The organism is Paenimyroides ummariense (assembly GCF_900115115.1).
GTDB classification, from domain to species: domain Bacteria; phylum Bacteroidota; class Bacteroidia; order Flavobacteriales; family Flavobacteriaceae; genus Flavobacterium; species Flavobacterium ummariense.
This window is the reverse complement of record NZ_FOVI01000004.1, coordinates 184,879-203,753: the sequence shown is the minus strand read 5'-3', so window position 1 is coordinate 203,753 and position 18,875 is coordinate 184,879. Positions and strand designations below refer to the sequence as shown.

At 35.6% G+C, this 18,875-nt stretch carries 21 protein-coding genes and 1 pseudogene; 9 read left to right on the top strand and 13 right to left on the bottom strand.

Annotated elements, in window-relative coordinates; all coding sequences use genetic code 11:
* Together BM253_RS04865 and BM253_RS04860 are read left to right on the top strand one after the other, a co-directional pair.
* Positions 1-655 (top strand): DUF72 domain-containing protein (locus tag BM253_RS04865; RefSeq protein WP_091520080.1); only part of this gene is annotated, 655 nt, incomplete at its 5' end.
* 147 nt (positions 656-802) lie between these two features.
* Positions 803-1,686, top strand: a pseudogene (locus tag BM253_RS04860) (IS982 family transposase).
* A gap of 376 nt (positions 1,687-2,062) precedes the next feature.
* Here the strand turns inward: BM253_RS04860 and BM253_RS17295 are convergent.
* The 4 genes from BM253_RS17295 to BM253_RS04845 all read right to left on the bottom strand — a co-directional run bounded on the left by BM253_RS17295 (position 2,063) and on the right by BM253_RS04845 (position 4,699).
* The gene (locus BM253_RS17295) at positions 2,063-2,221 is read right to left on the bottom strand and encodes a hypothetical protein (RefSeq protein WP_177205729.1); all 159 of its coding nucleotides are present in this window, start codon (positions 2,219-2,221) and stop codon (positions 2,063-2,065) included.
* A gap of 213 nt (positions 2,222-2,434) precedes the next feature.
* A complete protein-coding gene (locus BM253_RS04855) occupies positions 2,435-3,517 on the bottom strand; it encodes a mechanosensitive ion channel family protein (RefSeq protein WP_091520077.1) in 1,083 nt (360 codons plus the stop codon).
* A gap of 272 nt (positions 3,518-3,789) precedes the next feature.
* Positions 3,790-4,341 (bottom strand): DUF4142 domain-containing protein, encoded by a 552-nt coding sequence (locus BM253_RS04850; protein ID WP_091520073.1) that lies wholly within the window; start codon positions 4,339-4,341, stop codon positions 3,790-3,792.
* A 28-nt stretch (positions 4,342-4,369) separates the two neighbouring features.
* Positions 4,370-4,699: a hypothetical protein gene (locus BM253_RS04845; protein ID WP_091520070.1), complete on the bottom strand. Its 330-nt coding sequence runs from the start codon at positions 4,697-4,699 to the stop codon at positions 4,370-4,372.
* A 638-nt stretch (positions 4,700-5,337) separates the two neighbouring features.
* Here BM253_RS04845 and BM253_RS04840 point away from each other — a divergent pair.
* The 3 genes from BM253_RS04840 to BM253_RS04830 all read left to right on the top strand — a co-directional run bounded on the left by BM253_RS04840 (position 5,338) and on the right by BM253_RS04830 (position 9,327).
* Entirely contained in the window at positions 5,338-5,529 is a 192-nt protein-coding gene (locus tag BM253_RS04840) for a hypothetical protein (RefSeq protein WP_143095586.1), read from the top strand.
* Positions 5,530-5,593: 64 nt separating this feature from the next.
* Positions 5,594-7,783: a bifunctional alpha,alpha-trehalose-phosphate synthase (UDP-forming)/trehalose-phosphatase gene (locus tag BM253_RS04835; RefSeq protein ID WP_091520065.1), complete on the top strand. Its 2,190-nt coding sequence runs from the start codon at positions 5,594-5,596 to the stop codon at positions 7,781-7,783.
* Between the two features lie 23 nt (positions 7,784-7,806).
* Positions 7,807-9,327, top strand: coding sequence for an FAD-dependent oxidoreductase (locus BM253_RS04830; protein WP_091520062.1), 1,521 nt, complete (start codon positions 7,807-7,809; stop codon positions 9,325-9,327).
* A gap of 259 nt (positions 9,328-9,586) precedes the next feature.
* On the opposite strand, the gene BM253_RS04825 is transcribed toward BM253_RS04830, so the two are convergent.
* The 7 genes from BM253_RS04825 to BM253_RS04800 all read right to left on the bottom strand — a co-directional run bounded on the left by BM253_RS04825 (position 9,587) and on the right by BM253_RS04800 (position 13,892).
* On the bottom strand, positions 9,587-9,802 hold the full coding sequence (locus BM253_RS04825; RefSeq protein ID WP_091520059.1) for a hypothetical protein: 216 nt from the start codon (positions 9,800-9,802) through the stop codon (positions 9,587-9,589).
* Between the two features lie 43 nt (positions 9,803-9,845).
* Positions 9,846-10,127 carry a hypothetical protein gene (locus BM253_RS04820; RefSeq protein ID WP_091520055.1) on the bottom strand — a complete coding sequence of 94 codons (282 nt, stop codon included), beginning with the start codon at positions 10,125-10,127 and terminating at the stop codon, positions 9,846-9,848.
* Positions 10,128-10,208: 81 nt separating this feature from the next.
* Positions 10,209-10,727 carry a DUF421 domain-containing protein gene (locus BM253_RS04815; protein ID WP_091520052.1) on the bottom strand — a complete coding sequence of 173 codons (519 nt, stop codon included), beginning with the start codon at positions 10,725-10,727 and terminating at the stop codon, positions 10,209-10,211.
* Between the two features lie 49 nt (positions 10,728-10,776).
* Positions 10,777-10,902 carry a hypothetical protein gene (locus BM253_RS17575; protein ID WP_262487573.1) on the bottom strand — a complete coding sequence of 42 codons (126 nt, stop codon included), beginning with the start codon at positions 10,900-10,902 and terminating at the stop codon, positions 10,777-10,779.
* A 17-nt stretch (positions 10,903-10,919) separates the two neighbouring features.
* Positions 10,920-11,129, bottom strand: coding sequence for a hypothetical protein (locus BM253_RS04810; RefSeq protein ID WP_143095585.1), 210 nt, complete (start codon positions 11,127-11,129; stop codon positions 10,920-10,922).
* 10 nt (positions 11,130-11,139) lie between these two features.
* Positions 11,140-11,712 (bottom strand): YciE/YciF ferroxidase family protein, encoded by a 573-nt coding sequence (locus BM253_RS04805; protein WP_091520044.1) that lies wholly within the window; start codon positions 11,710-11,712, stop codon positions 11,140-11,142.
* A gap of 11 nt (positions 11,713-11,723) precedes the next feature.
* Positions 11,724-13,892: a catalase gene (locus BM253_RS04800; RefSeq protein WP_091520041.1), complete on the bottom strand. Its 2,169-nt coding sequence runs from the start codon at positions 13,890-13,892 to the stop codon at positions 11,724-11,726.
* 564 nt (positions 13,893-14,456) lie between these two features.
* Here BM253_RS04800 and BM253_RS17290 point away from each other — a divergent pair.
* The 3 genes from BM253_RS17290 to BM253_RS04790 are packed head-to-tail and all read left to right on the top strand — an operon-like array spanning position 14,457 to position 15,703.
* Positions 14,457-14,615, top strand: a complete 159-nt coding sequence (locus tag BM253_RS17290) for a hypothetical protein (protein ID WP_177205727.1) — start codon at positions 14,457-14,459, stop codon at positions 14,613-14,615.
* A gap of 45 nt (positions 14,616-14,660) precedes the next feature.
* Positions 14,661-15,308, top strand: a complete 648-nt coding sequence (locus BM253_RS04795; protein WP_091520037.1) for a hypothetical protein — start codon at positions 14,661-14,663, stop codon at positions 15,306-15,308.
* Positions 15,305-15,703 carry a thiol-disulfide oxidoreductase DCC family protein gene (locus BM253_RS04790; RefSeq protein WP_091520032.1) on the top strand — a complete coding sequence of 133 codons (399 nt, stop codon included), beginning with the start codon at positions 15,305-15,307 and terminating at the stop codon, positions 15,701-15,703. Before BM253_RS04795 ends, BM253_RS04790 begins: the two co-directional genes overlap by 4 nt.
* A gap of 218 nt (positions 15,704-15,921) precedes the next feature.
* Here the strand turns inward: BM253_RS04790 and BM253_RS04785 are convergent, their stop codons facing one another.
* Together BM253_RS04785 and BM253_RS04780 are read right to left on the bottom strand one after the other, a co-directional pair.
* Entirely contained in the window at positions 15,922-16,683 is a 762-nt protein-coding gene (locus BM253_RS04785; protein WP_091520029.1) for an ABC transporter ATP-binding protein, read from the bottom strand.
* A 4-nt stretch (positions 16,684-16,687) separates the two neighbouring features.
* Positions 16,688-17,899 carry an MDR family MFS transporter gene (locus tag BM253_RS04780; RefSeq protein WP_091520024.1) on the bottom strand — a complete coding sequence of 404 codons (1,212 nt, stop codon included), beginning with the start codon at positions 17,897-17,899 and terminating at the stop codon, positions 16,688-16,690.
* A 114-nt stretch (positions 17,900-18,013) separates the two neighbouring features.
* Between BM253_RS04780 and BM253_RS04775 the strand changes: the two genes are divergently transcribed.
* Positions 18,014-18,862, top strand: coding sequence for a transketolase (locus tag BM253_RS04775; RefSeq protein WP_091520020.1), 849 nt, complete (start codon positions 18,014-18,016; stop codon positions 18,860-18,862).
* Positions 18,863-18,875: the final 13 nt, after the last annotated feature.

The following is an 18,875-nucleotide window of genomic DNA, read 5'->3' as shown; positions in this document are numbered from 1 at the left end:
AAATGATCTTCCAAAAAAAGAGTGGTTTACCTATTATTGCAACTATTTTAATACGTATGAATTCAATGGGTCGTTCTATCGATTTCCTACCGCTGAATCTTTAAAAAAGTGGTACGATAAAACTCCGAATGATTTTACGTTCAGTATAAAAGTACCTAAAACCATAACACATACTAAAAAGTTGTTGGACTGTGAACAGGAGATAGCCGAATTTTATTCCGTTGTTTCTGAAGGATTGTCTGATAAATTAGGATGTGTACTTTGGCAGTTTCCACCCGGTTTTTTGTATAGTGAAGATAATTTAAACCGAGTTTTAAATGTTTTAAACGACCAGTTTAAAAATGTTGTAGAGTTCAGACATGAAAGTTGGTGGAATACGTTAGTGATTGAAAAATTGCAAAGTAAAAATGCGGTTTTCTGCAATCCAAGTTATCCCAGGTTGCCTGAACATACTATTAAAAACAACAGTTGCGGTTACTTCCGCCAACACGGTGTGCCAAAATTGTTTTATTCTGAATATTCACTCACCGAAATTGAAACGCTCTACGAACAAATCCTTGCAAAAAATTACAACGAAGTATACGTTTATTTCAACAATACTGCTTCCCCGGCGGCTGTTATTAATGCGTTGCAGTTTAATAAGCTGGTAGAATAAGTATCAAGTTTAATAATAAAATATAGGCACTTCCTGTTTTTAGTAGGAGGTGTATTATTATAATTATTAACCCGTAGTGCATTATAAAAAAGTTGCTCACAACACTAATAATTAGTATATTGTATTGACTGACAATCAAATACAATTATGAGCAACTTAGAAGCAAGTTACAAATTAATTTTAATCGAATTACGTAAAATAGCAGAATTTGAAAATATGTATTTCAAGCCAATAAAGCCAAAGCTATCTGATATAGAATTGATTAGCTTAATGATTTTGGCGGAATTCAAATCGATTGATTCTGAACATCAACTTTTGAGAGACATAAACGGTTTTGAAATTGCATCCAGAATTGAGCGAAGCGTTTATAACAGAAGAAAAAGAAAACTATTTCCATTTATGGAAGAAATCAGAATGAAAATGGTTGAAAAATTTAATGAGTTTGAAACCTTTTTTGTAGTAGATAGTATGCCGTTAGAGGTTTGTAAAATTTCACGCTCATCACGTAGTAAAATTTGTAAAGAAACAGATTACGCTATTTCAAATAAAGGATTTTGTGCCTCTCAAAACTTACATTTTTACGGGTATAAATTACACGCTGTTTGTTCGATTAATAGTGTTTTTTCGAGCGTTGATTTATCTCCTGCTTCGGTTCATGATATTCATTATCTACAAGATATTAAAATGCAACTGTCCGATTGTGTGATACTTGCCGATAAGGGCTATCTTTCTAGCACTATAAGCTAGACTTATTTAAGGAGGTAAATATACAATTGGAAACGCCAAAAAGAAAAAATCAGAAAGACTACAAACCACAGTTTTATCCCTTTAAAAAATACAGGAAAAGGATTGAGACTTTATTCTCTCAACTGTGTGACCAGTTTATGATAAGAAGGAATTATGCCAAAACTTTCCAGGGATATAAAACAAGAATTTTGACTAAAATTACAACACTTACCGCTATTCAATATTTGAATAGATTTGTGTTTAATAGAAACATCAACAAATTAAAAATTAATCTCGTTGGATAATGCACTACGGGTTTAAAAAGGATTTCTTTACTGGGTGGAAAAAGGAATGATTTTTTAATATTATAAAATTTTAATCCGTACAGTTATTATTGAAGTATAAAAACATTCAGAACTATTTAAATTGAAGACCACCCAAAAAAGGGTGGTCAAATATATAAGAACAATTGAGCCTCTCACTAACCCAATTGTTATGTGTAAATGTAAATAAAAATACTTTTATGTTCAAAAAATATTTAAATATTTATATATTTATAAACTAAAATTTATATAATGAAATTGGTCATAGATCTATAAAAGTTGAAGATATTGATTTGAGGTTTCTATTTACAAAAAAAATCCAGTATATCTTATATACCGGATTTTTCTTGTGAGATAATTAATAAACTTGTTGTGCGCCCAAAAACAAATTAATTTTTGATACAATTTGTAAACTCTTTACATCATTTTCAGTTTTACCATGAAATTTTTTAATGTTGTCGTTTACTTTTTGTAGCAAATACTCTCGAATCACAATTAATTCTGCTTCTGTAAACATTGTAAATTAGGTCTTTAAGTATAAAGATACTAATTTAATTTAACAATAGTAATTATAATCGTAATCATTTTTTTGCGGACCTTCATTACAATCCATAAGAATATAACAATAAGGCTATACCTAATAGCACAATAATGACAATTGCTATCAATGTTTTATTTACAGTGCTCTTTCCTCGAAACATAATTTAAAATTTTTGGTTGGTTAAAATAATTAAAGTTCATTATGAACTTCTTTGTCAATTTCTACACGCGTTTTAGATAAGCTTTCTGGAAAAGTGGTGCGTATATAATCAATCATCTGTTCACGTATATAGCAGCGCAGATCAAAAGCCTGACCAGCATTTCTGCAACTCATCAAACACCGTAGTTCCATTGTACGCTCTTTAAGATCGGTAACCTGTAAAACGGCTACCTGCCCGTCCCATAACGGATGTCCGTTAAGTAATAAGGTCAGTTTATCTCGTAACTTCTGTACAGGTACGGTAAAATCGGTATAAATAAAAACAGTACCTAAAATTTCAGCTGTTGTGCGTGTCCAATTCTGAAAAGGTTTATCTATAAAATATTGTATCGGCAGTACCAGTCTGCGTTTATCCCAAATGTTTACTACTACGTAGGTAAGGTTTATTTCTTCAACTTTTCCCCATTCACCTTCAACAATAAGAACGTCGTCTAAGCGAATTGGTTGTGTAAAAGCAATCTGAAAGCCCGCAAGCAGATTTCCTAATGATTTCTGGGCGGCAAATCCTATGATAATTCCACCGATTCCTACACCTGTTAACAGTCCGGCACCGATCTTCCGCATATTATCGAAACTTAAAAGGATAATCGCAATAGAAAATACAACAATCACGGCTACCAACAGTTTGCGTATAAATACAATCTGTGTCTGTATCTTTCGCTCCCGCAGGTTATTTTCCTTATTGATATCAAACCGGTGGTACAGATAATCTTCTAATACATTGATCGATTTAATAAAAACCAATGCAAAACATACAATAAGTAAAACCTCGGTAATCTTTCCTGTAATTTGCAAGGTTTGAGCATTAAAACGGGTTACCGGCAACAAGCTGTTAAAAACAAGCAACGGAATAAGTATGCTTAACAATCTGTTGAATCGCCGTATGAACGAACGGAATAGGGAATAAGACGACTGTGCAATGACTTCTTTCCTCACAAGCGGAATCAGTACAATTTTAATGGCGATACCTAACAGTACCGAACATAGGATAAGCAGTATATTCCATAACCATGCAGGCAGTTCTTCTGAAATACGTATGAGTTCTTCATTCATAAACAAAATGCTTTGTATGTTATACAGTTTAATTGAGTATTGATGCTTTTAGTTGTAATTAAAATCCGTTGGCATACAGTACAAGGCATACGGTGCCGGTAACAATTAGTATGATAGCTAGCCGGTAGTCGCTTAATTTTTTTTCTCTTCTCATGATTTTATCTTGTGTTTAGTTGTGTATTGGCATTTTTAAAAAGGTAATGCTTACCGTTGAGATAAGCATTACCGAAAAAATTAGTGTGTTGTTTTAATACTTTTTTATTAAATGCCGTTTAATTTTTTCTGTTGTTCATAGTAGCTTGTAAACGTTCTATTTCCCTAAGATGTGTTTCAAGCGTTGGCAAGGCATTTGCAGCTAAAGTTTTTAATTCCTGATCGGTACCATTTGCAGCTTGTTGCTTAAAAAGTTCAATTGCCTGACGGTGGTCTGCAATCATTTGGTTTACAAATTCCCTGTCAAAAGCATCACCTTCCATTTTATCTAAATTGCTGTACATTTTTTGAGCTTCTGCCGTAAGCTGATCCGAAACTTTATAGCCGCGCTGTTGTGCTACTTGCTTAAGTTTCCCGTTTACAGAATGATGGTCATTTTCCATCATATCGCCATATTTGACAATTTCTGTGTTTTTACTTTTAGATCGGGCTAAAGCACCTTTTTTAATTTCGGCATTTCCGCCCTCTAAAGCCTTCATCACAAATAATCGATCCTGCTCGGTTCCTTTTTGTGCTGTTTGTTGTGTTTGTGTTTTAGCAGTTTCTGTTCTTTGTGCGAATGCAGTTGCGGTAGCAAGCAGTAATACCGCACTTAAAATGAATTTTTTCATAATTTATAGGTTTGGGTTGAATTCTGTATTAGTTGTTTGTTGGTCTGTTATCGGGTGTTGTTGGATTTACACCAGTGCCGTCATCGGGTACGCTGCCTGATTGTCTGTTTCCGGACTGATTCCCAGATTGATTATTTCCCGATTGATTGTTTTGTTGGGTATTATCCATACCATCGTTAGGATATAAGGTACCATTACCGTCGTAAGATTCATCCATTCGCTGTTCCGTGCCGCCTGCCGGTGGGTAGGTTTCGCGATAATCATCATTGGTGTTTCGTTGGTCTTTACATCCCGTCAAGATTAATGCAAGGAAACCAATCAGTAAGGTTCCACTGCTTTTTAATAAAACGTCTTTCATAATTTATAGTTTTGTGAGGCAATGCCTCGGTTAAAATATTAGGTCTTTAATAGTGTATTTGATAAATTTTGAAAGAAGAGATGTAACTGTTGGTTAATAAGAGGGTTATAAAACTAAATTCAAACATAATGCCACGGTTGTGAAAAGTAACCTCAGGGTGTACAAGTTGTGAGTTTATACAGTATTACCTTAAATGTTTGCAGAAATACGTATTGGGGCAAAAATGTACATTTTGTGAAATTTTAGTATAATAACTCTTTTTTTAAGTAAAAAACAATAATTATATCCTAAAAATTAACTTTTATGTGTTATTGTGTAATAAATTAACAGATTTTAAATGTAAGTTTCGACTTTAACCTTTATTAGAAATGATTAAGTCATAATTTTTAGAAGCGTATTGATTTATTTCTAAAACTTTTAGAATAAAACAAAAAAGTAAACGCAAGCTAGCAATTTCTTTTAAATGTTAAATTTTGTAAATCCTTATAAATACAGCTTTTAGATTTATTCAATGATGAATCTAATCTTTCCGTAAAATTAAAAATCAGATCATAAATGGCTGGTGGTTCGGCATTTGTTCTACAATTAACGAAAGAGGAATGTAACTGTTGGAAAATAATCACTTAAATGATAACATTATGAAAAAGACAGATGAAAATGATGCTAAGAAGGGATTCAATAAAAAAGAGCAGCACCATGCCGATGATATCCCTAAAACTTCCGAAAAAATAGATCCCATGGGAACCGAGGTAATGCAGGAAGACGAATACCAGAAAAAGAAACATGGCGAACTGCCTGAAGAAGATCAAAAGAAAAATCATAAAAAATAATTTTGTCTGTACTAAATATTAATACGTGTTTAATTTTTAGTGCAGCTGAGCTAAAAGTACATTTATGAAGCCAGAAAATATATATATAGTATCTAACCGATTGCCCGTTACCATTATGCGAACAGAAAGCGGTTTTACGGTAACCCAAAGTAACGGCGGCTTAGCCACTGCCTTAGGATCGGTTTTTCAGCAGCAGAACAGTTATTGGATTGGTTGGCCCGGAATTATTGTAGATAACGAAGAAGAAGAACAGCTTGTTAAAGAATTGTTGGAGCCCTTAAGATGTATTCCCGTTTTTCTATCGCAGCAGGAATTCGATGGTTACTACAACGGTTTTTCTAATGCCATTCTTTGGCCGCTGTTTCATTACCATCCGGGACACTGTATTTTTAACGAAGAGTACTGGCTTGCCTACCGCAACGTAAACAGTAAATTTGGCAGCGTTGTTTCGGCACACGTTCCGCAAGATGCCTTTTTGTGGATTCACGATTACCAGCTCATGCTGCTGCCGTTTTATATAAAGCATTCTAACTTGTCGTATTTCCATCACATACATTTTCCTTCTCAGGAAGTATTCGGAATTATTCCGTGGAGGTCAGATCTGCTTGATGCACTGCTTAAATGCCGGCACATTGTATTTCAAACCGAAAAAGACCGTGTCAATTTTAAAGATGCCTGCTTAAAGTATGCCTCAAAGGCACATCCCGATCTCTTTAATACGCATTCCCCGTTGGGTATCAAGGTATCGGCGCATCCCATCAGTATCGACGCTTTCGATTTTTCTCAAACCGTACAAAAAGAGGTGGTGCAGAAGATGACACAAGAAATCCACCAGATCTTTGCAAACCAACGCATTATTTTATCGGTAGATCGTTTGGATTATTCCAAAGGAATTTTAGAGCGTCTCGAAGCATTCCGTTTGTTACTGAAAGATTTTCCGCAATACCGGGAAAAACTGGTTTTGCTTATGCTGGTGGTACCGTCCAGATCCGATGTTCCTTCGTACGAAGAGCATAAAAGAAAGGTAGACGAGCTGGTGGGAAACATCAATTCAGAATACGCAAGTTTGGGCTGGCGTCCGGTTCATTATTACTATCAGCAGGTAAACAGGGATACTTTGTGTGCCTATTATGCCGCTTCCGATGTGTGCCTTGTTACTTCGCTTCGCGATGGATTGAATCTGGTATCTAAAGAATATGTGGCGTGTAGAACAAACAATAACGGGGTACTTATTTTAAGTGAAATGGCGGGTGCGGCAGAAGAACTCACCTATGCTTTAAAAATTCATCCGTATGATTTCAAACAGATGGTCGTGGCAATGGTTTATGCATTGGAAATGGAAAAAAGTGAAGAGAACGCACGCATGACCGCGCTTAAAAAGAAAGTTTTCGGCTATACGGTTTTCGATTGGCTAGATACTATTTTTCAGGAGGTATTCTGTATGTATGATGAATTAAAGTATTCGTTCGAACAAAATTTAAGTTCCGAACTGGCAGAACGGTTAATGATCCGCTTTAAAAATGCCGATAGCAGATATATATTGCTTGATTACGACGGGTGTATAAGGGAACTGGAGCCGTATCCTGAAATGGCATCCCCAGGAAATGATATTAAAGAATTGCTTTGTGCACTACAGTCCGTACCCAATACACAAGTTTTGCTGGTTAGCGGACGCAGCAGAAAAGATATGGATATGTGGTTTGCAGATTGCGGTATAACACTAATTGCCGAACACGGTGCTTGGTTCAAAGACAATGAGTGGGGCTGGACAGCACTAACAGAGTGTAGGGTGCAGGACAACAGGGCGCTAACTACTATTATGGAAAGATATGCTCTTGTTTTAGAGGGATCTTTTCTAGAAGAAAAAACATCGGGTGTCTGCCTGCATTTCAAAATGTGTATGCGAGATCAGTTGGCAAAAACCATAAATAAGTTGGAAAACGAAATTACGGAGCATATCAGTAAGAACAGCTTGTCGTATCGGTACAAGAAAACGAATGAACTGCTTGAAATTCATTTTTCAGACTGCGATAAAGGTCAGGCAATTCAAAAATTTGTATCCTTCAATAAAGATGCTTTTATACTTGCAGCCGGCGATGATGATACCGATGAAGATATGTTTGAAGCATTGCCCAAGAACGCTTTTACCCTTAAAATAGGTAAGAAAAACACAAAAGCTAAAATCAGGGTGCAGAATGTGGGGCGTTTCATTGAATTTCTAAACCACATGGCGGTAACTACGGTAGTAAAATAATTGTGAACTAAATACAGATCATTATGAACAGAGACGGAGCAAGAAAAAGCGTGTGGCAAGATCAGGTTAAAAGTTTTTCTGTTACCCATCCTCAGGCATCAGCCTATGATGTGATTGTTATTGGTGGCGGTATTACAGGTGTTTCAACTGCTCTGGCGCTTCAAAAAGCAGGTAAAAGATGTTTGTTGGTCGAAGCTGCCAATATTGCCTTTGGCACATCGGGTGGTACTACTGCTCATTTGAATGATTTTTTCGATACGTCATTTGCTCAGGCAATTAAAGATTTTGGATTGGAAAAAGCAAAATTATTCGCACAGGCAGGAAAAGATGCCATGAAGATCATTCAAAATAATGTAAAAGCCTATGGTATCAACTGCGACTTCGAAGAAAAGAACGCACAGCTTTTTGCTGTGGACGATAAACAGGCAGACGAACTTGATGAAATGGTAAAAGCAGCTGCGCAGGTGCATTATCAAATGAAATACATCAGCAGTATAAATTTTCCTATTACCTTTAAAAAAGCAGTCGAAATTTCAGGGCAGGCACAGTTTCATCCCCTAAAATACATCAAGGCGCTTGCAGAAGAATACATAAGTCTGGGCGGGATTATTTTCGAAGGCTGTATCTGTACAAATCATGAAGAACATAAAGATTCTATATGGGTTGAAACATCAAAAGGTAAATTTACAGCCAAGCAGTTAGTGTATGCTACCCACATTCCGCATGGAATAAATAAACTTCATTTTACAAATGCGCCGTATCGTAGTTATGTTTTGGCATGTACATTAACAAATGGTGCGTATCCCGATATGCTGGGTTACGATCTTTATGATCCTTATCATTACTACAGAACACATGCAGTAAACGGTGTTAAACTGCTTATTGCCGGTGGGGAAGACCATAAAACCGGACATGCCAATGATACCGGCGAATGCTTTTCAAACCTTGAAAATTATATTCGTTCGCATTTTAATGTAGATAAGGTTATGTACAGCTGGTCAAGCCAGTACTACGAGCCGGTCGATGGGTTTCCTTATATAGGTGTATTGCCTGGTAGTAATGGTAATGTATTTGTTGCAACAGGCTTTAGGGGCAACGGTATGATGTTCGGCAGTCTTTCTTCAAAAATTATCAGCGATTTAATACTAAAGGGCTCAAGTAGCTATGAAGAATTGTTCAGTCCGGCACGAATTAAGCCTGTGGCAGGTTTTACCCAGTTCGTAAGAGAACAAACAACCGTTGTAACCGATTTTATTAAAGATAAATTTTTTACAGAGCGAATTGAATCTTTTGCAGCAGTAGATCCCGGAAATGCAAAGGTTGTTAAGTACGAAAACGAAAATTATGCCGTTTATAAGGAAATAAACGGAAAAACGCACATTCTTAAAAGCACCTGCCCGCATGCAAAATGTGAAGTACGTTGGAACAGTGCCGAAATTTCGTGGGACTGCCCATGCCACGGTTCCCGGTTCAATGTAAACGGTAATCTGCTTACTGCACCGGCTGTGAACGGCTTGCAAAAGATTAATGAAGACGATGTGTAATAACTTTAGCTTTTAAGGATTTAAAAATTTTGGCTTCACTAATCTGTATAATAAACAGTAAGAGATAGAAATTCAGAAAATGGCATTGGAAGTCCTTACAGATTATGATACTAATTGCAGGAAATAATTAGTTTACAAATCAAAATAAGAAATTAATAAAAAAAGAAAGTCACCCACACAAAACTAAAAAACGATTCAAATTTTGAATTGCTTTTTAGTTTTGGTAAAGTTATACTATTAAAAATCAATTCATAAATTTTTAATTATAAATTACCCTACCCACAAAAGGTTGTTCGTGAATTTCGAATGAATCATTTTTAGCTTTGGTTACTACGTTTATTTCTTCGTACGAGCCATCGGGTTGTAAAGCCTCTACACCAAATTTTTTGTTTTCTGCATCTTCACATTTCATGGTGAATACAAAACCTGTCAGTGTTTCATTAAAATCTTGTTCTGTGAATTTTACGGTGTTCATCTTGTTCTATTTTTTAAAATGCTGTTATTAATTAATCGATTGGTTATTTTAGTTTAAGTATTATTTTATCGCCTGATTTTTCTTGAATAGATTTTTTATTCGTTTCTGCATCGTCAACTGTAATGTCTGGTTCGTAAAATAAATCGAAAGAATAAATACCGGCATCTAAAATAGCTTCATGCGGTTCATATAATAATTCACACTCTTGCTTTAGCGAATTTACTTCACTAAAAATAACGCCTGGTTGTATTTGATTTTGTGCTGCAGACAGTTCAACATAAACATCTGACTGTGGTTTTTCTGAATTTTGGTTGATTTGATTCATATCTTTATAATTTCAATTTGATTAGTAGGTTTCTAAATACTTGCAAAAAGCAGACCATGGTTATATCCAACCATTACCAGATCATTCCTTTTCAATATCATTTAACGAAGTATGCTTACTTAAAAAATCAGATTTCTTTACAACCGTCATTTCGCCGTTTAATTCCATGACCACAGCTCTTACATCTTCCACGCGTTCTATTCGGTATTGCCGTATTTCTGCATAAATTTCTTCTTCGGTAATCAGTTCTTTTTTCATGGCTTCTTGTAAAAATTCGCCATTATAAAATAAAAGGGTAGGTGTAGAATTGATGGCTTTTTCCATAGTTTCTGATTTTTTTGCAAGAAATGCCAACAGGTATTGCAGGGCAATTATGATTATTAACGCAACCAATCCTTCGGTTACTGTTACTTTCAATAAAATCATCGATGATAAAGTTGAACCAAGCGTTACCGAAACTACAAAATCAAAGGCATTTAACTTGGCTAACGTTCTTTTACCCGAAATTCGAATAAACAGAAATAAGGTGATGTATGATACCGTTGCACAAATTAGTATATGGTATAGGCTTTCCCAGTCTTTAAAAAATAAGTCTTTCATAATTGATCTCGTTATTATTGAACAAAATAAGCACCCGAAGGTGCTTTTGTTATCGCTGCATTATACTGCTTGTATGGTTACCTTGCCTGCCGTTTAAATAATGAATGGCTGCTACAATAAGTAACGGACTAAGTATAGAAATGGCTGCTATTGCTAAAAGGGTGTTCTTTTTCATGAGTCTTTACATTAAAGTTAAACATGCGGTGTTACTTTGAAAGGATTAAACGCATTGATGCCCTCTATTAATTTTTCGCGATCGTTAGAATCGTACCATCTTTTGGTATTTCTGTCAAAAAATGACAAAACAGTCATATAAACATTGTTTATTTTCCAATTTACAACGTACAAGCCAGATTCATCGGGCTGACATTCCGGATAAGTGATCCATCTTGATGCTTTCATAACTTTAAATTTATGCTTGTACTGCATCCATATTTATGCACCCGGTTGCTACATCTGTCAAAATTTTATCGGCTTCGCATTCTTCTGCCAACGTTTGCTGCAATAGTTTTGCTGCATCATTTTCGCCCAAAACTTTTGCAAAGGCAAAAAGAGTTCCGTACGTTGCCATTTCATAATGCTCAATTTTCTGCGAAGCTGCTATAATTGCCGCATCTCGAACTGGTCCGTAAGCGGTTTCTTCCAGCATTTCGTTGCCTTCTTTTAAAAGTCCGGTAAGTGCTTCGCATTTTTTACCTTCGGCTTTCTCGTTCAAAAGCTTAAAAATCTGCTCTAAACGAACCACCTGATTTTCGGTCATGGCATGATGATCCGAAATACTTGACTGCAATTTTGGCGATGAAGCATTTGCAGCCATTTTTGGCAACGCTTTTACCAAAGCCTGTTCTGCCCAATAGATATCTTTCAACGCATCAATAAACAATTCTTTAAGGTTTGATGCGGCGTTTTTGTTAGCTTCAACCACAGCTTCCTTACTGTTTTTTGTTGGAGTAGCTGTACTTTTTTCTTTTTCGTTATTTTTCATAATTTCTTGGTTTATTTGTTCGTTCCTAATACTTCTTCGCGTTGCCAGAATCGGTGCATTTTAACGGCATCGATAAAGGCTGTTTCAAACTGATTTTTTCCTGAATGCGTGCTGGTAATAATTCCGCCGTCTTTTAAATCGTCACCTTTAGCCATAAATTGTGGTGCAGAAAGCAGGTCAATACCGTCGCCGTCTGTTCCAATGATTTTGCAGTGTCTGTAGGCATCATTTAAAAATTCCATTACATCGGGATCCGATTGCAACGCTGCCTGGTTTTTACCATCTGGTATATAAACCGCATCAAAAAGTACCGATGATGAAGTGAAAAAACTGAATTTAACGGCAATTTCTCCACCTTCTGCAGTAGATGCAAAGCCAAGGTTCGGACCAATAATACATGCTTCGGCATCTTCTGCCACCAATGCTTTTTTCATTTTCATAACCGAAGCCTCACTTACGCCATGGTTACAGATAAAAGCAATTTTACGCGATGCAATGGTTGGTTTTACCGTAGGGTTTTTAATCATGCTTAAAGCATCAGACGTAATAATTTTTTTTGAAATTTCTGTCGGCTCGTTACCACCACCATTGTCTGCGCCCACACCGTGATTCATAGGTTGTTCTGGTTGTGCAGGAACTTTTGCTCCCAAACCTTCGGCTACCTTTTCTGCCAATTCTGTGTTTATTTTTGATAGCAAGCCCAGCATTCGCACGCGGATTGCAGTTGTTTCTACTTTACCCAATTCAAAACGCAACGCTTTTACCATGTGCTGTTGTTCTGTAGGTGTCTGACTTTCGTAAAACATTCGTGCCTGACTAAAATGATCGTTAAAGCTGTTGCTTCTTGCACGAACTTTATGTGCATCAATACGTTCGTTAAAACTTGTAAATCCGCCTTCGGCAATCATTGCCTGATACGGACAGCCGCCACCCAACGAATTTGGATGATAACTCACGCGACCCTTATTAATTTCTTGGCGCATGTGTCCGTCACGCTGGTTGTTGTGCGTTGGCGAGATACTTCGGTTGATAGGGATTTCATGAAAATTCGGGCTTCCTAATCTGGAAAGCTGTGTATCGGTGTACGAAAACAATCTGCCTTGCAACAATGGATCATTCGTAAAATCGATACCTGGAACGATGTGTCCCGGATGAAAAGCTACCTGTTCGGTTTCTGCAAAGAAATTACCCGGATTTTTGTTCAAAACCATTCGACCAACAATAGTAATTGGAACCAATTCTTCGGGAACTATTTTGGTTGGATCCAACAGATCAAAATCGAATTTGTGCTCATCTGCCTCCGGAATAATCTGTAATCCTAATTCCCATTCCGGAAAATTGCCTGCTTCTATAGCTTCCCAAAGATCCTGGCGGTGAAAATCGGGATTGTTCCCTGATATTTTCTGCGCTTCGTCCCAAACAACGGCATGTGTTCCTAATTTTGGTTTCCAATGGATCTTTACAAAATGCGATTCGTTTTCTGCGTTGATGAATCTGAAGGTGTGCACACCAAAACCTTCCTGCATACGGTAGCTGCGCGGAATGGCACGGTCGCTCATCAGCCACATGATCATGTGCATAGATTCGGGCATCAGCGAAATAAAATCCCAAAAAGTATCGTGTGCCGACGCTGCCTGCGGAATTTCATTGTGTGGTTCGGGTTTTACTGCATGAACTAAGTCTGGAAATTTTGCCGCATCCTGTATAAAAAATACGGGCATGTTGTTGCCTACAAAATCGTAAATTCCTTCTTCGGTATAAAACTTTACCGAAAAACCGCGAACATCTCTTGCTAAATCAGTAGATCCTCTTGATCCGGCCACAGTAGAAAATCGAGTAAAAACAGGAGTTCTTTGCCCGGCTTTTTGTAGAAATGCAGCTTTTGTGAACTGTGGAATTGGGTTGGTAACTTCAAAAAAACCATGAGCACCCGATCCTCGTGCATGTACAATTCGTTCCGGAATTCGCTCGTGATCAAAATGAGTGATTTTTTCGCGAAGGATAAAATCTTCTAAAAGCGATGGGCCTCTTTCTCCGCTTTTCAGGGAATTGTTATCATCGTTGATTTTTACACCCTGATTAGTTGTAAGAAATTTGTTGGTTCCATCTGATTTGTTGATCGACAAATCGTCTTGCTTGTCTTCTTGTCGATTAGGTTGGTTAATGTCGTTTTCTTTCATTGTAATTTATTGTTTTGTTAATTAGCAGTTGGTATAATTAAGTCAAACAATATTCCAATATTATTTATGTTTTGATATGTAAGGAATTATTAAAAAGCAGTAGAATTTTAAGAGGCTATAAGTGTGGTTTTAATATACATTCTGTGAACTATTTTCATTATATGTTTTTATGATAATATACTTTTTAATTAGCTTGTTTGTCTAATTGTTTTTAATAATATATGTTTATTTTAACTATTTGTTTTATTTATTGATAATATAATTCGATATTGTTTAGATTAACTATTTGTAATTTTAACTATATACTTACAAATATGATTGCTTGCTGTGTTAAGTGGTTGATTTTGAGTATTTTGTTACTATTGTTAAAAATAATGCAATCACGATAGAATGTAAATTCATGCAATCTTTCATAGTGAACTACTCATTTATTTATCATTCTTTCTCATCATCAAAAAATATTGTTGGTTTCAATTTTGTTATTTAATTAAAAAAGCACGCTGTAAATCCTTATACGATAATAGATCCACTAAAAATGCTATTTGTTTAACTAATACAAAAGTTATGGATAGAGGTAAATCAATCAGTGAAAGCAACGGTAGTTTAAATAATAACCCGCACAAAGGACCTGATTATCTTTCAGGTAAAATAATCGATGGTTTAAACGGTAAGCTGTTTAACATAGAAAAAGGTATGTATGTACCGGCTGAAACCAAAAAATAAGAATCGAGCCAGATTTGATCGATAAATAACCAAAATACTTATCTTATGAATAATGACGAGTTTAACAAGATTCCGGATCAATTGAAAAAGCAAATTCCAATACAGAAAGTAGGGAAGTGCAGCGATACATACAGCAGTTTGGAAATTAAGGAACTGAATAATCCGGATATTGCTTATAAAAGTATTAAACACCGCTTACTTGATGTGAACAATTGGGCGCATTATGCAACGCTGACCAACGCCGATTTTATATTGTTAGACAATAACGGCAATAATTTGGAAGGATTGGCAACCGAAGATTGTTTCATGAAAGTTCGGTTTTCCCGATTACAAAAAATTATATCGGCACGGTATGATTACGTACGTGTACACCGTATTTTTAAGGTGCCTGATTTTTTTGATGATGCACTAATTATGCAGTTGATACCTGCACATAACCCTACCAAACCGGGAACGGAAATTGATCATTTTTTTACTGCAGAAGCATCAAACACGTTTGTGTTGTACCGTGATGATGACAAAATTCATTTGTCGGTTCATGGAAGAAACGAAGTTCCGAATTTTAAGGTATCAAAAACAACAAAAAAACTTCGGAATATGGTTTTTGCTGCGTTGGGAATTGTGGCTGTTAGTAAAGTACAGTGGAAATCGCTTGCACACGGATTATTGAACTATAACATAAAAATATTATGAAAGAAACCTATATTTTATTGTACGACGGCGAATGCGGATTTTGTAATTTCTGGGTAAACTGGGTAATGCGAAATGATCGCAAAGGTATTTTCAACTTTGCATCATTACAGGGAAATTTCGGACAAAACTTCCTTACAGATAAAAGCTTACCGCTAAAAAGGTTTAATACCTTGTATCTTATAGAACCAAACGGAGAAGTCCACGATAAATCTAATGCAGTTATCAAGATTTGCAGGTTATTAGGAAGTTGGTATAAATTGGCTGTTGTGTTTAAGATTGTTCCAAAATTTCTTCGCGATAAAATATATGATTTAATTGCCAAAAACCGCCGTAAACTGGCTTCTGGTAATTGTCCCCTGCCAACCAAGGAACAACGGAAAATGTTTTTAGATTAGATGGAAAAATAATAAAGTTTTTCCAATATGTAAGGCAGAACAAGTGAAAATAAATTTTTTAATAGTTTTAAAATTAATTTTACTTCCAAAGAAAGGAGAAATTTTTCTTAAAAAATTATTTTATCAATTCGTAAGCTCAAGTCTTCAATCTCTTACTTTCTTTCAGCATGAAACGAACGTTATTAAAACTTATATCACTTAAATATCTGTGGCAAAAATTAAAGTATCAAAAACTGCTTTCGTTCTTTATCAAATACAATATCATCGGTATCAAAAAAACGGTCAAAAACGCCTTGGTTAATTAGGTTGGTTGTAGTGTTGTGATAAAATTTTTCATCTTTCAACAACATAATATCATCACTTAATTGCAACGCCAAATCTAAATCGTGGGTAGAAAATAAAATACATTTCTTTTTGTCGATACATAACTTTTTAAGCAGTTTAAAAAGTTTTACCTTATGATACAAATCTAAATGTGTAGAAGGCTCGTCTAAAAATATAAACGGAGTATCTTGCACAACTGCACGTGTAATAAAGGTTCGCTGTAATTGTCCATCACTTAACTGTGATAATTTTCGATCTTTTAAATTACTGATTTCACAATCTTGTAATGTAACATTTATCAAATTTTCATCAGCTTCGGTTAATTTATCTAACCAATTGGTATAAGGTTGTCTGCCCAATTTTACCAATTCATAAACCGTAAGATCTTTATTCACATTTTCATGTGTAAGCACCACGCTAACCATTTTAGCAAAATCGGCAATAGAAAAAGTATCGATGTTATTATTATCAATAGAAATACTTCCCGATGTTTTATCCAACAAACCCGACATCGTTTTTAATAAAGTCGATTTTCCTATTCCGTTGCTTCCCAATAACGATGTAAGAATTCCGGTTTTAATCTCGAAATTCAAATTACTAAACAACGTTTTATCTTTATAACCAATACTTAAATCTTCTACTTTAAAAACAGTCATAAAACTACATTTTTTTCATAACAAAATAAAAACCAATACTTGAAATGGCTATCATGATACAGTTAAAAATCCACAGGTTGGTAAAGCCGTAATTTTGAGCGATAAATGTACCAATTAAAGGCGATGTTACAAATGCCATTGAAAACGAAATACCGTTTAAACCCATGTACGATCCACGATTTGCCGAAACAGACCGGTTTACTGCTACGGTTGATGCAAAAGGCATAATTAGAATTTCGGATATGGATATTAAAAAAATCGACAGATATAATACAATTTGTACGTGCGATGGAAGTAACACTAAGAAAGCCGCACCGCAAAACAAACTACCAATGATCATGTTTGCAGAAAGCGTGAATTTTTTTTCGGCAAAATGTACCAAAGCCATTTCTAACACAAAAACCACAATTCCGTTGAATGCCATTAATAAACCTACTTCTTTTTCGTTCATTAAAGCTACGTTTTTATAGAATAGGGGCAAAGTGTTTAAAATCTGAAAGAAACAATAGGCATAAATGGCAATAAAACTGCTAAAAAGTAAAAACTTAACATCGGTATAAGCTGATTTTACCTTTACAATATCTTTGGCTTTTTTCGATACTACTTTTTCGGGCGTATTGCCTTTTCGGTTTTTAAAATAGAAAATAAACAAAATACCTGCTATAAACGACATGCACGCATTGGTATAGAACAAAAAGTTGTACGAAACCGCAGCTAAAAATCCACCAATAGCCGGACCAATAGAATAACCCAGATTCAATGCCATACGATTTAATGAGAAAGCTCGGGTAATGTTTTCAGGTTTCGCGTAGTATGAAACCGATGCGCTGTTTGCCGGACGAAACAATTCTTTAATTAAACTTAAAAAAAAGATCGAAATACACAGTGTTTCAAAAGTATCAAAGAAAGGCAGTATCAAATAAAATGGTATGCTTAAAAACAAACTGCTCACCTGTATTTTAAACGATCCGAATTTATCGGTAAGCCAACCACCAATAAAAGATCCTAAAATAGAACCTACCCCAAAAGTACTTAAAACAATACCGGCATTCTTTAACGAAAAATCTAAAACCGTGGTCATATAAACCCCTAAAAACGGTAATACCATTGAACCACTTTGGTTTATAAACATTACCAATGCCAATAGCCATGTAGCCTGCGATAAACCTTGATAGGCACTAATGTAGTTTTTCCAGTATAATTTTAAAGTTTCCATTTTGCAAAGGTAGTAATATCAACGTAATTTGTTAATAAACAAAAACATTAAGTTTTTGTGTGCAATCTTTTAAAAAACTTATCTTTGTGTACTGTAAATTTTATGTATTTATAAATGAAACCTAACACACAACAATTACAAGACTTGGTAATACAAGTTAGAAGAGATGTTTTACGTATGGTGCACGCCGTAAATTCTGGTCATCCGGGCGGATCTTTAGGCTGTGCAGAATATTTCGTTGCATTGTATCAAGTTATTATGAACAGAAAAGAAGGATTTGATATGGATGGAAAAGACGAGGATATCTTCTTTTTATCAAACGGACATATCTCTCCGGTTTTCTACAGCGTTTTGGCTCGCAGCGGATATTTCCCTGTAAGCGAATTGGCTACTTTTAGAAAAATCGATTCTCGTTTGCAAGGTCACCCAACAACTCACAGTCATTTACCGGGAATCCGTATGGCATCGGGCTCATTAGGACAAGGTTTATCGGTTGCTTTAGGTGCTGCACAAGCTAAAAAGTTAAATAACGATGCCAATTTGGTTTATGTGCTTATGGGCGATGGCGAATTGCAAGAAGGCCAAAACTGGGAAGCATTAATGTATGCGGCAGCAAATAAAGTTGATAACATTATTGCAACGGTAGATTTAAACGGAAAGCAGATTGATGGTACTACCGATGAGGTTTTAAATATGGGAAGTTTACAGGCTAAATTCGAAGCTTTTGGATGGGATGTCTTAAGCGTTGAAAAAGGTAACGATTTAGAAGCTGTAATTAATGGCTTGCAAGAAGCAAAACAAAGAACTGGAAAACAAAAACCGGTAATGATATTATTACACACCGAAATGGGCAACGGGGTAGATTTCATGATGAATACACATGCTTGGCATGGTAAGGCACCAAACAACGAGCAGTTAGAAAGTGCTTTAAATCAAAACATAGTAACTTTAGAAGATTATTAATAGAAAAAGAGAA

What these genes read in the sequence shown, in the direction of transcription:
- BM253_RS17295 (WP_177205729.1), bottom strand. Translation starts at nt 2,221, where the DNA reads ATGTTTACAGAAGCAGAATTAATTGTGATTCGAGAGTATTTGCTACAA.
- BM253_RS04855 (WP_091520077.1), bottom strand. Translation starts at nt 3,517, where the DNA reads ATGAATGAAGAACTCATACGTATTTCAGAAGAACTGCCTGCATGGTTA.
- BM253_RS04850 (WP_091520073.1), bottom strand. Translation starts at nt 4,341, where the DNA reads ATGAAAAAATTCATTTTAAGTGCGGTATTACTGCTTGCTACCGCAACT.
- BM253_RS04845 (WP_091520070.1), bottom strand. Translation starts at nt 4,699, where the DNA reads ATGAAAGACGTTTTATTAAAAAGCAGTGGAACCTTACTGATTGGTTTC.
- BM253_RS04840 (WP_143095586.1), top strand. Translation starts at nt 5,338, where the DNA reads ATGAAAAAGACAGATGAAAATGATGCTAAGAAGGGATTCAATAAAAAA.
- BM253_RS04835 (WP_091520065.1), top strand. Translation starts at nt 5,594, where the DNA reads ATGAAGCCAGAAAATATATATATAGTATCTAACCGATTGCCCGTTACC.
- BM253_RS04830 (WP_091520062.1), top strand. Translation starts at nt 7,807, where the DNA reads ATGAACAGAGACGGAGCAAGAAAAAGCGTGTGGCAAGATCAGGTTAAA.
- BM253_RS04825 (WP_091520059.1), bottom strand. Translation starts at nt 9,802, where the DNA reads ATGAACACCGTAAAATTCACAGAACAAGATTTTAATGAAACACTGACA.
- BM253_RS04820 (WP_091520055.1), bottom strand. Translation starts at nt 10,127, where the DNA reads ATGAATCAAATCAACCAAAATTCAGAAAAACCACAGTCAGATGTTTAT.
- BM253_RS04815 (WP_091520052.1), bottom strand. Translation starts at nt 10,727, where the DNA reads ATGAAAGACTTATTTTTTAAAGACTGGGAAAGCCTATACCATATACTA.
- BM253_RS17575 (WP_262487573.1), bottom strand. Translation starts at nt 10,902, where the DNA reads ATGAAAAAGAACACCCTTTTAGCAATAGCAGCCATTTCTATACTTAGT.
- BM253_RS04810 (WP_143095585.1), bottom strand. Translation starts at nt 11,129, where the DNA reads ATGAAAGCATCAAGATGGATCACTTATCCGGAATGTCAGCCCGATGAA.
- BM253_RS04805 (WP_091520044.1), bottom strand. Translation starts at nt 11,712, where the DNA reads ATGAAAAATAACGAAAAAGAAAAAAGTACAGCTACTCCAACAAAAAAC.
- BM253_RS04800 (WP_091520041.1), bottom strand. Translation starts at nt 13,892, where the DNA reads ATGAAAGAAAACGACATTAACCAACCTAATCGACAAGAAGACAAGCAA.
- BM253_RS17290 (WP_177205727.1), top strand. Translation starts at nt 14,457, where the DNA reads ATGGATAGAGGTAAATCAATCAGTGAAAGCAACGGTAGTTTAAATAAT.
- BM253_RS04795 (WP_091520037.1), top strand. Translation starts at nt 14,661, where the DNA reads ATGAATAATGACGAGTTTAACAAGATTCCGGATCAATTGAAAAAGCAA.
- BM253_RS04790 (WP_091520032.1), top strand. Translation starts at nt 15,305, where the DNA reads ATGAAAGAAACCTATATTTTATTGTACGACGGCGAATGCGGATTTTGT.
- BM253_RS04785 (WP_091520029.1), bottom strand. Translation starts at nt 16,683, where the DNA reads ATGACTGTTTTTAAAGTAGAAGATTTAAGTATTGGTTATAAAGATAAA.
- BM253_RS04780 (WP_091520024.1), bottom strand. Translation starts at nt 17,899, where the DNA reads ATGGAAACTTTAAAATTATACTGGAAAAACTACATTAGTGCCTATCAA.
- BM253_RS04775 (WP_091520020.1), top strand. Translation starts at nt 18,014, where the DNA reads ATGAAACCTAACACACAACAATTACAAGACTTGGTAATACAAGTTAGA.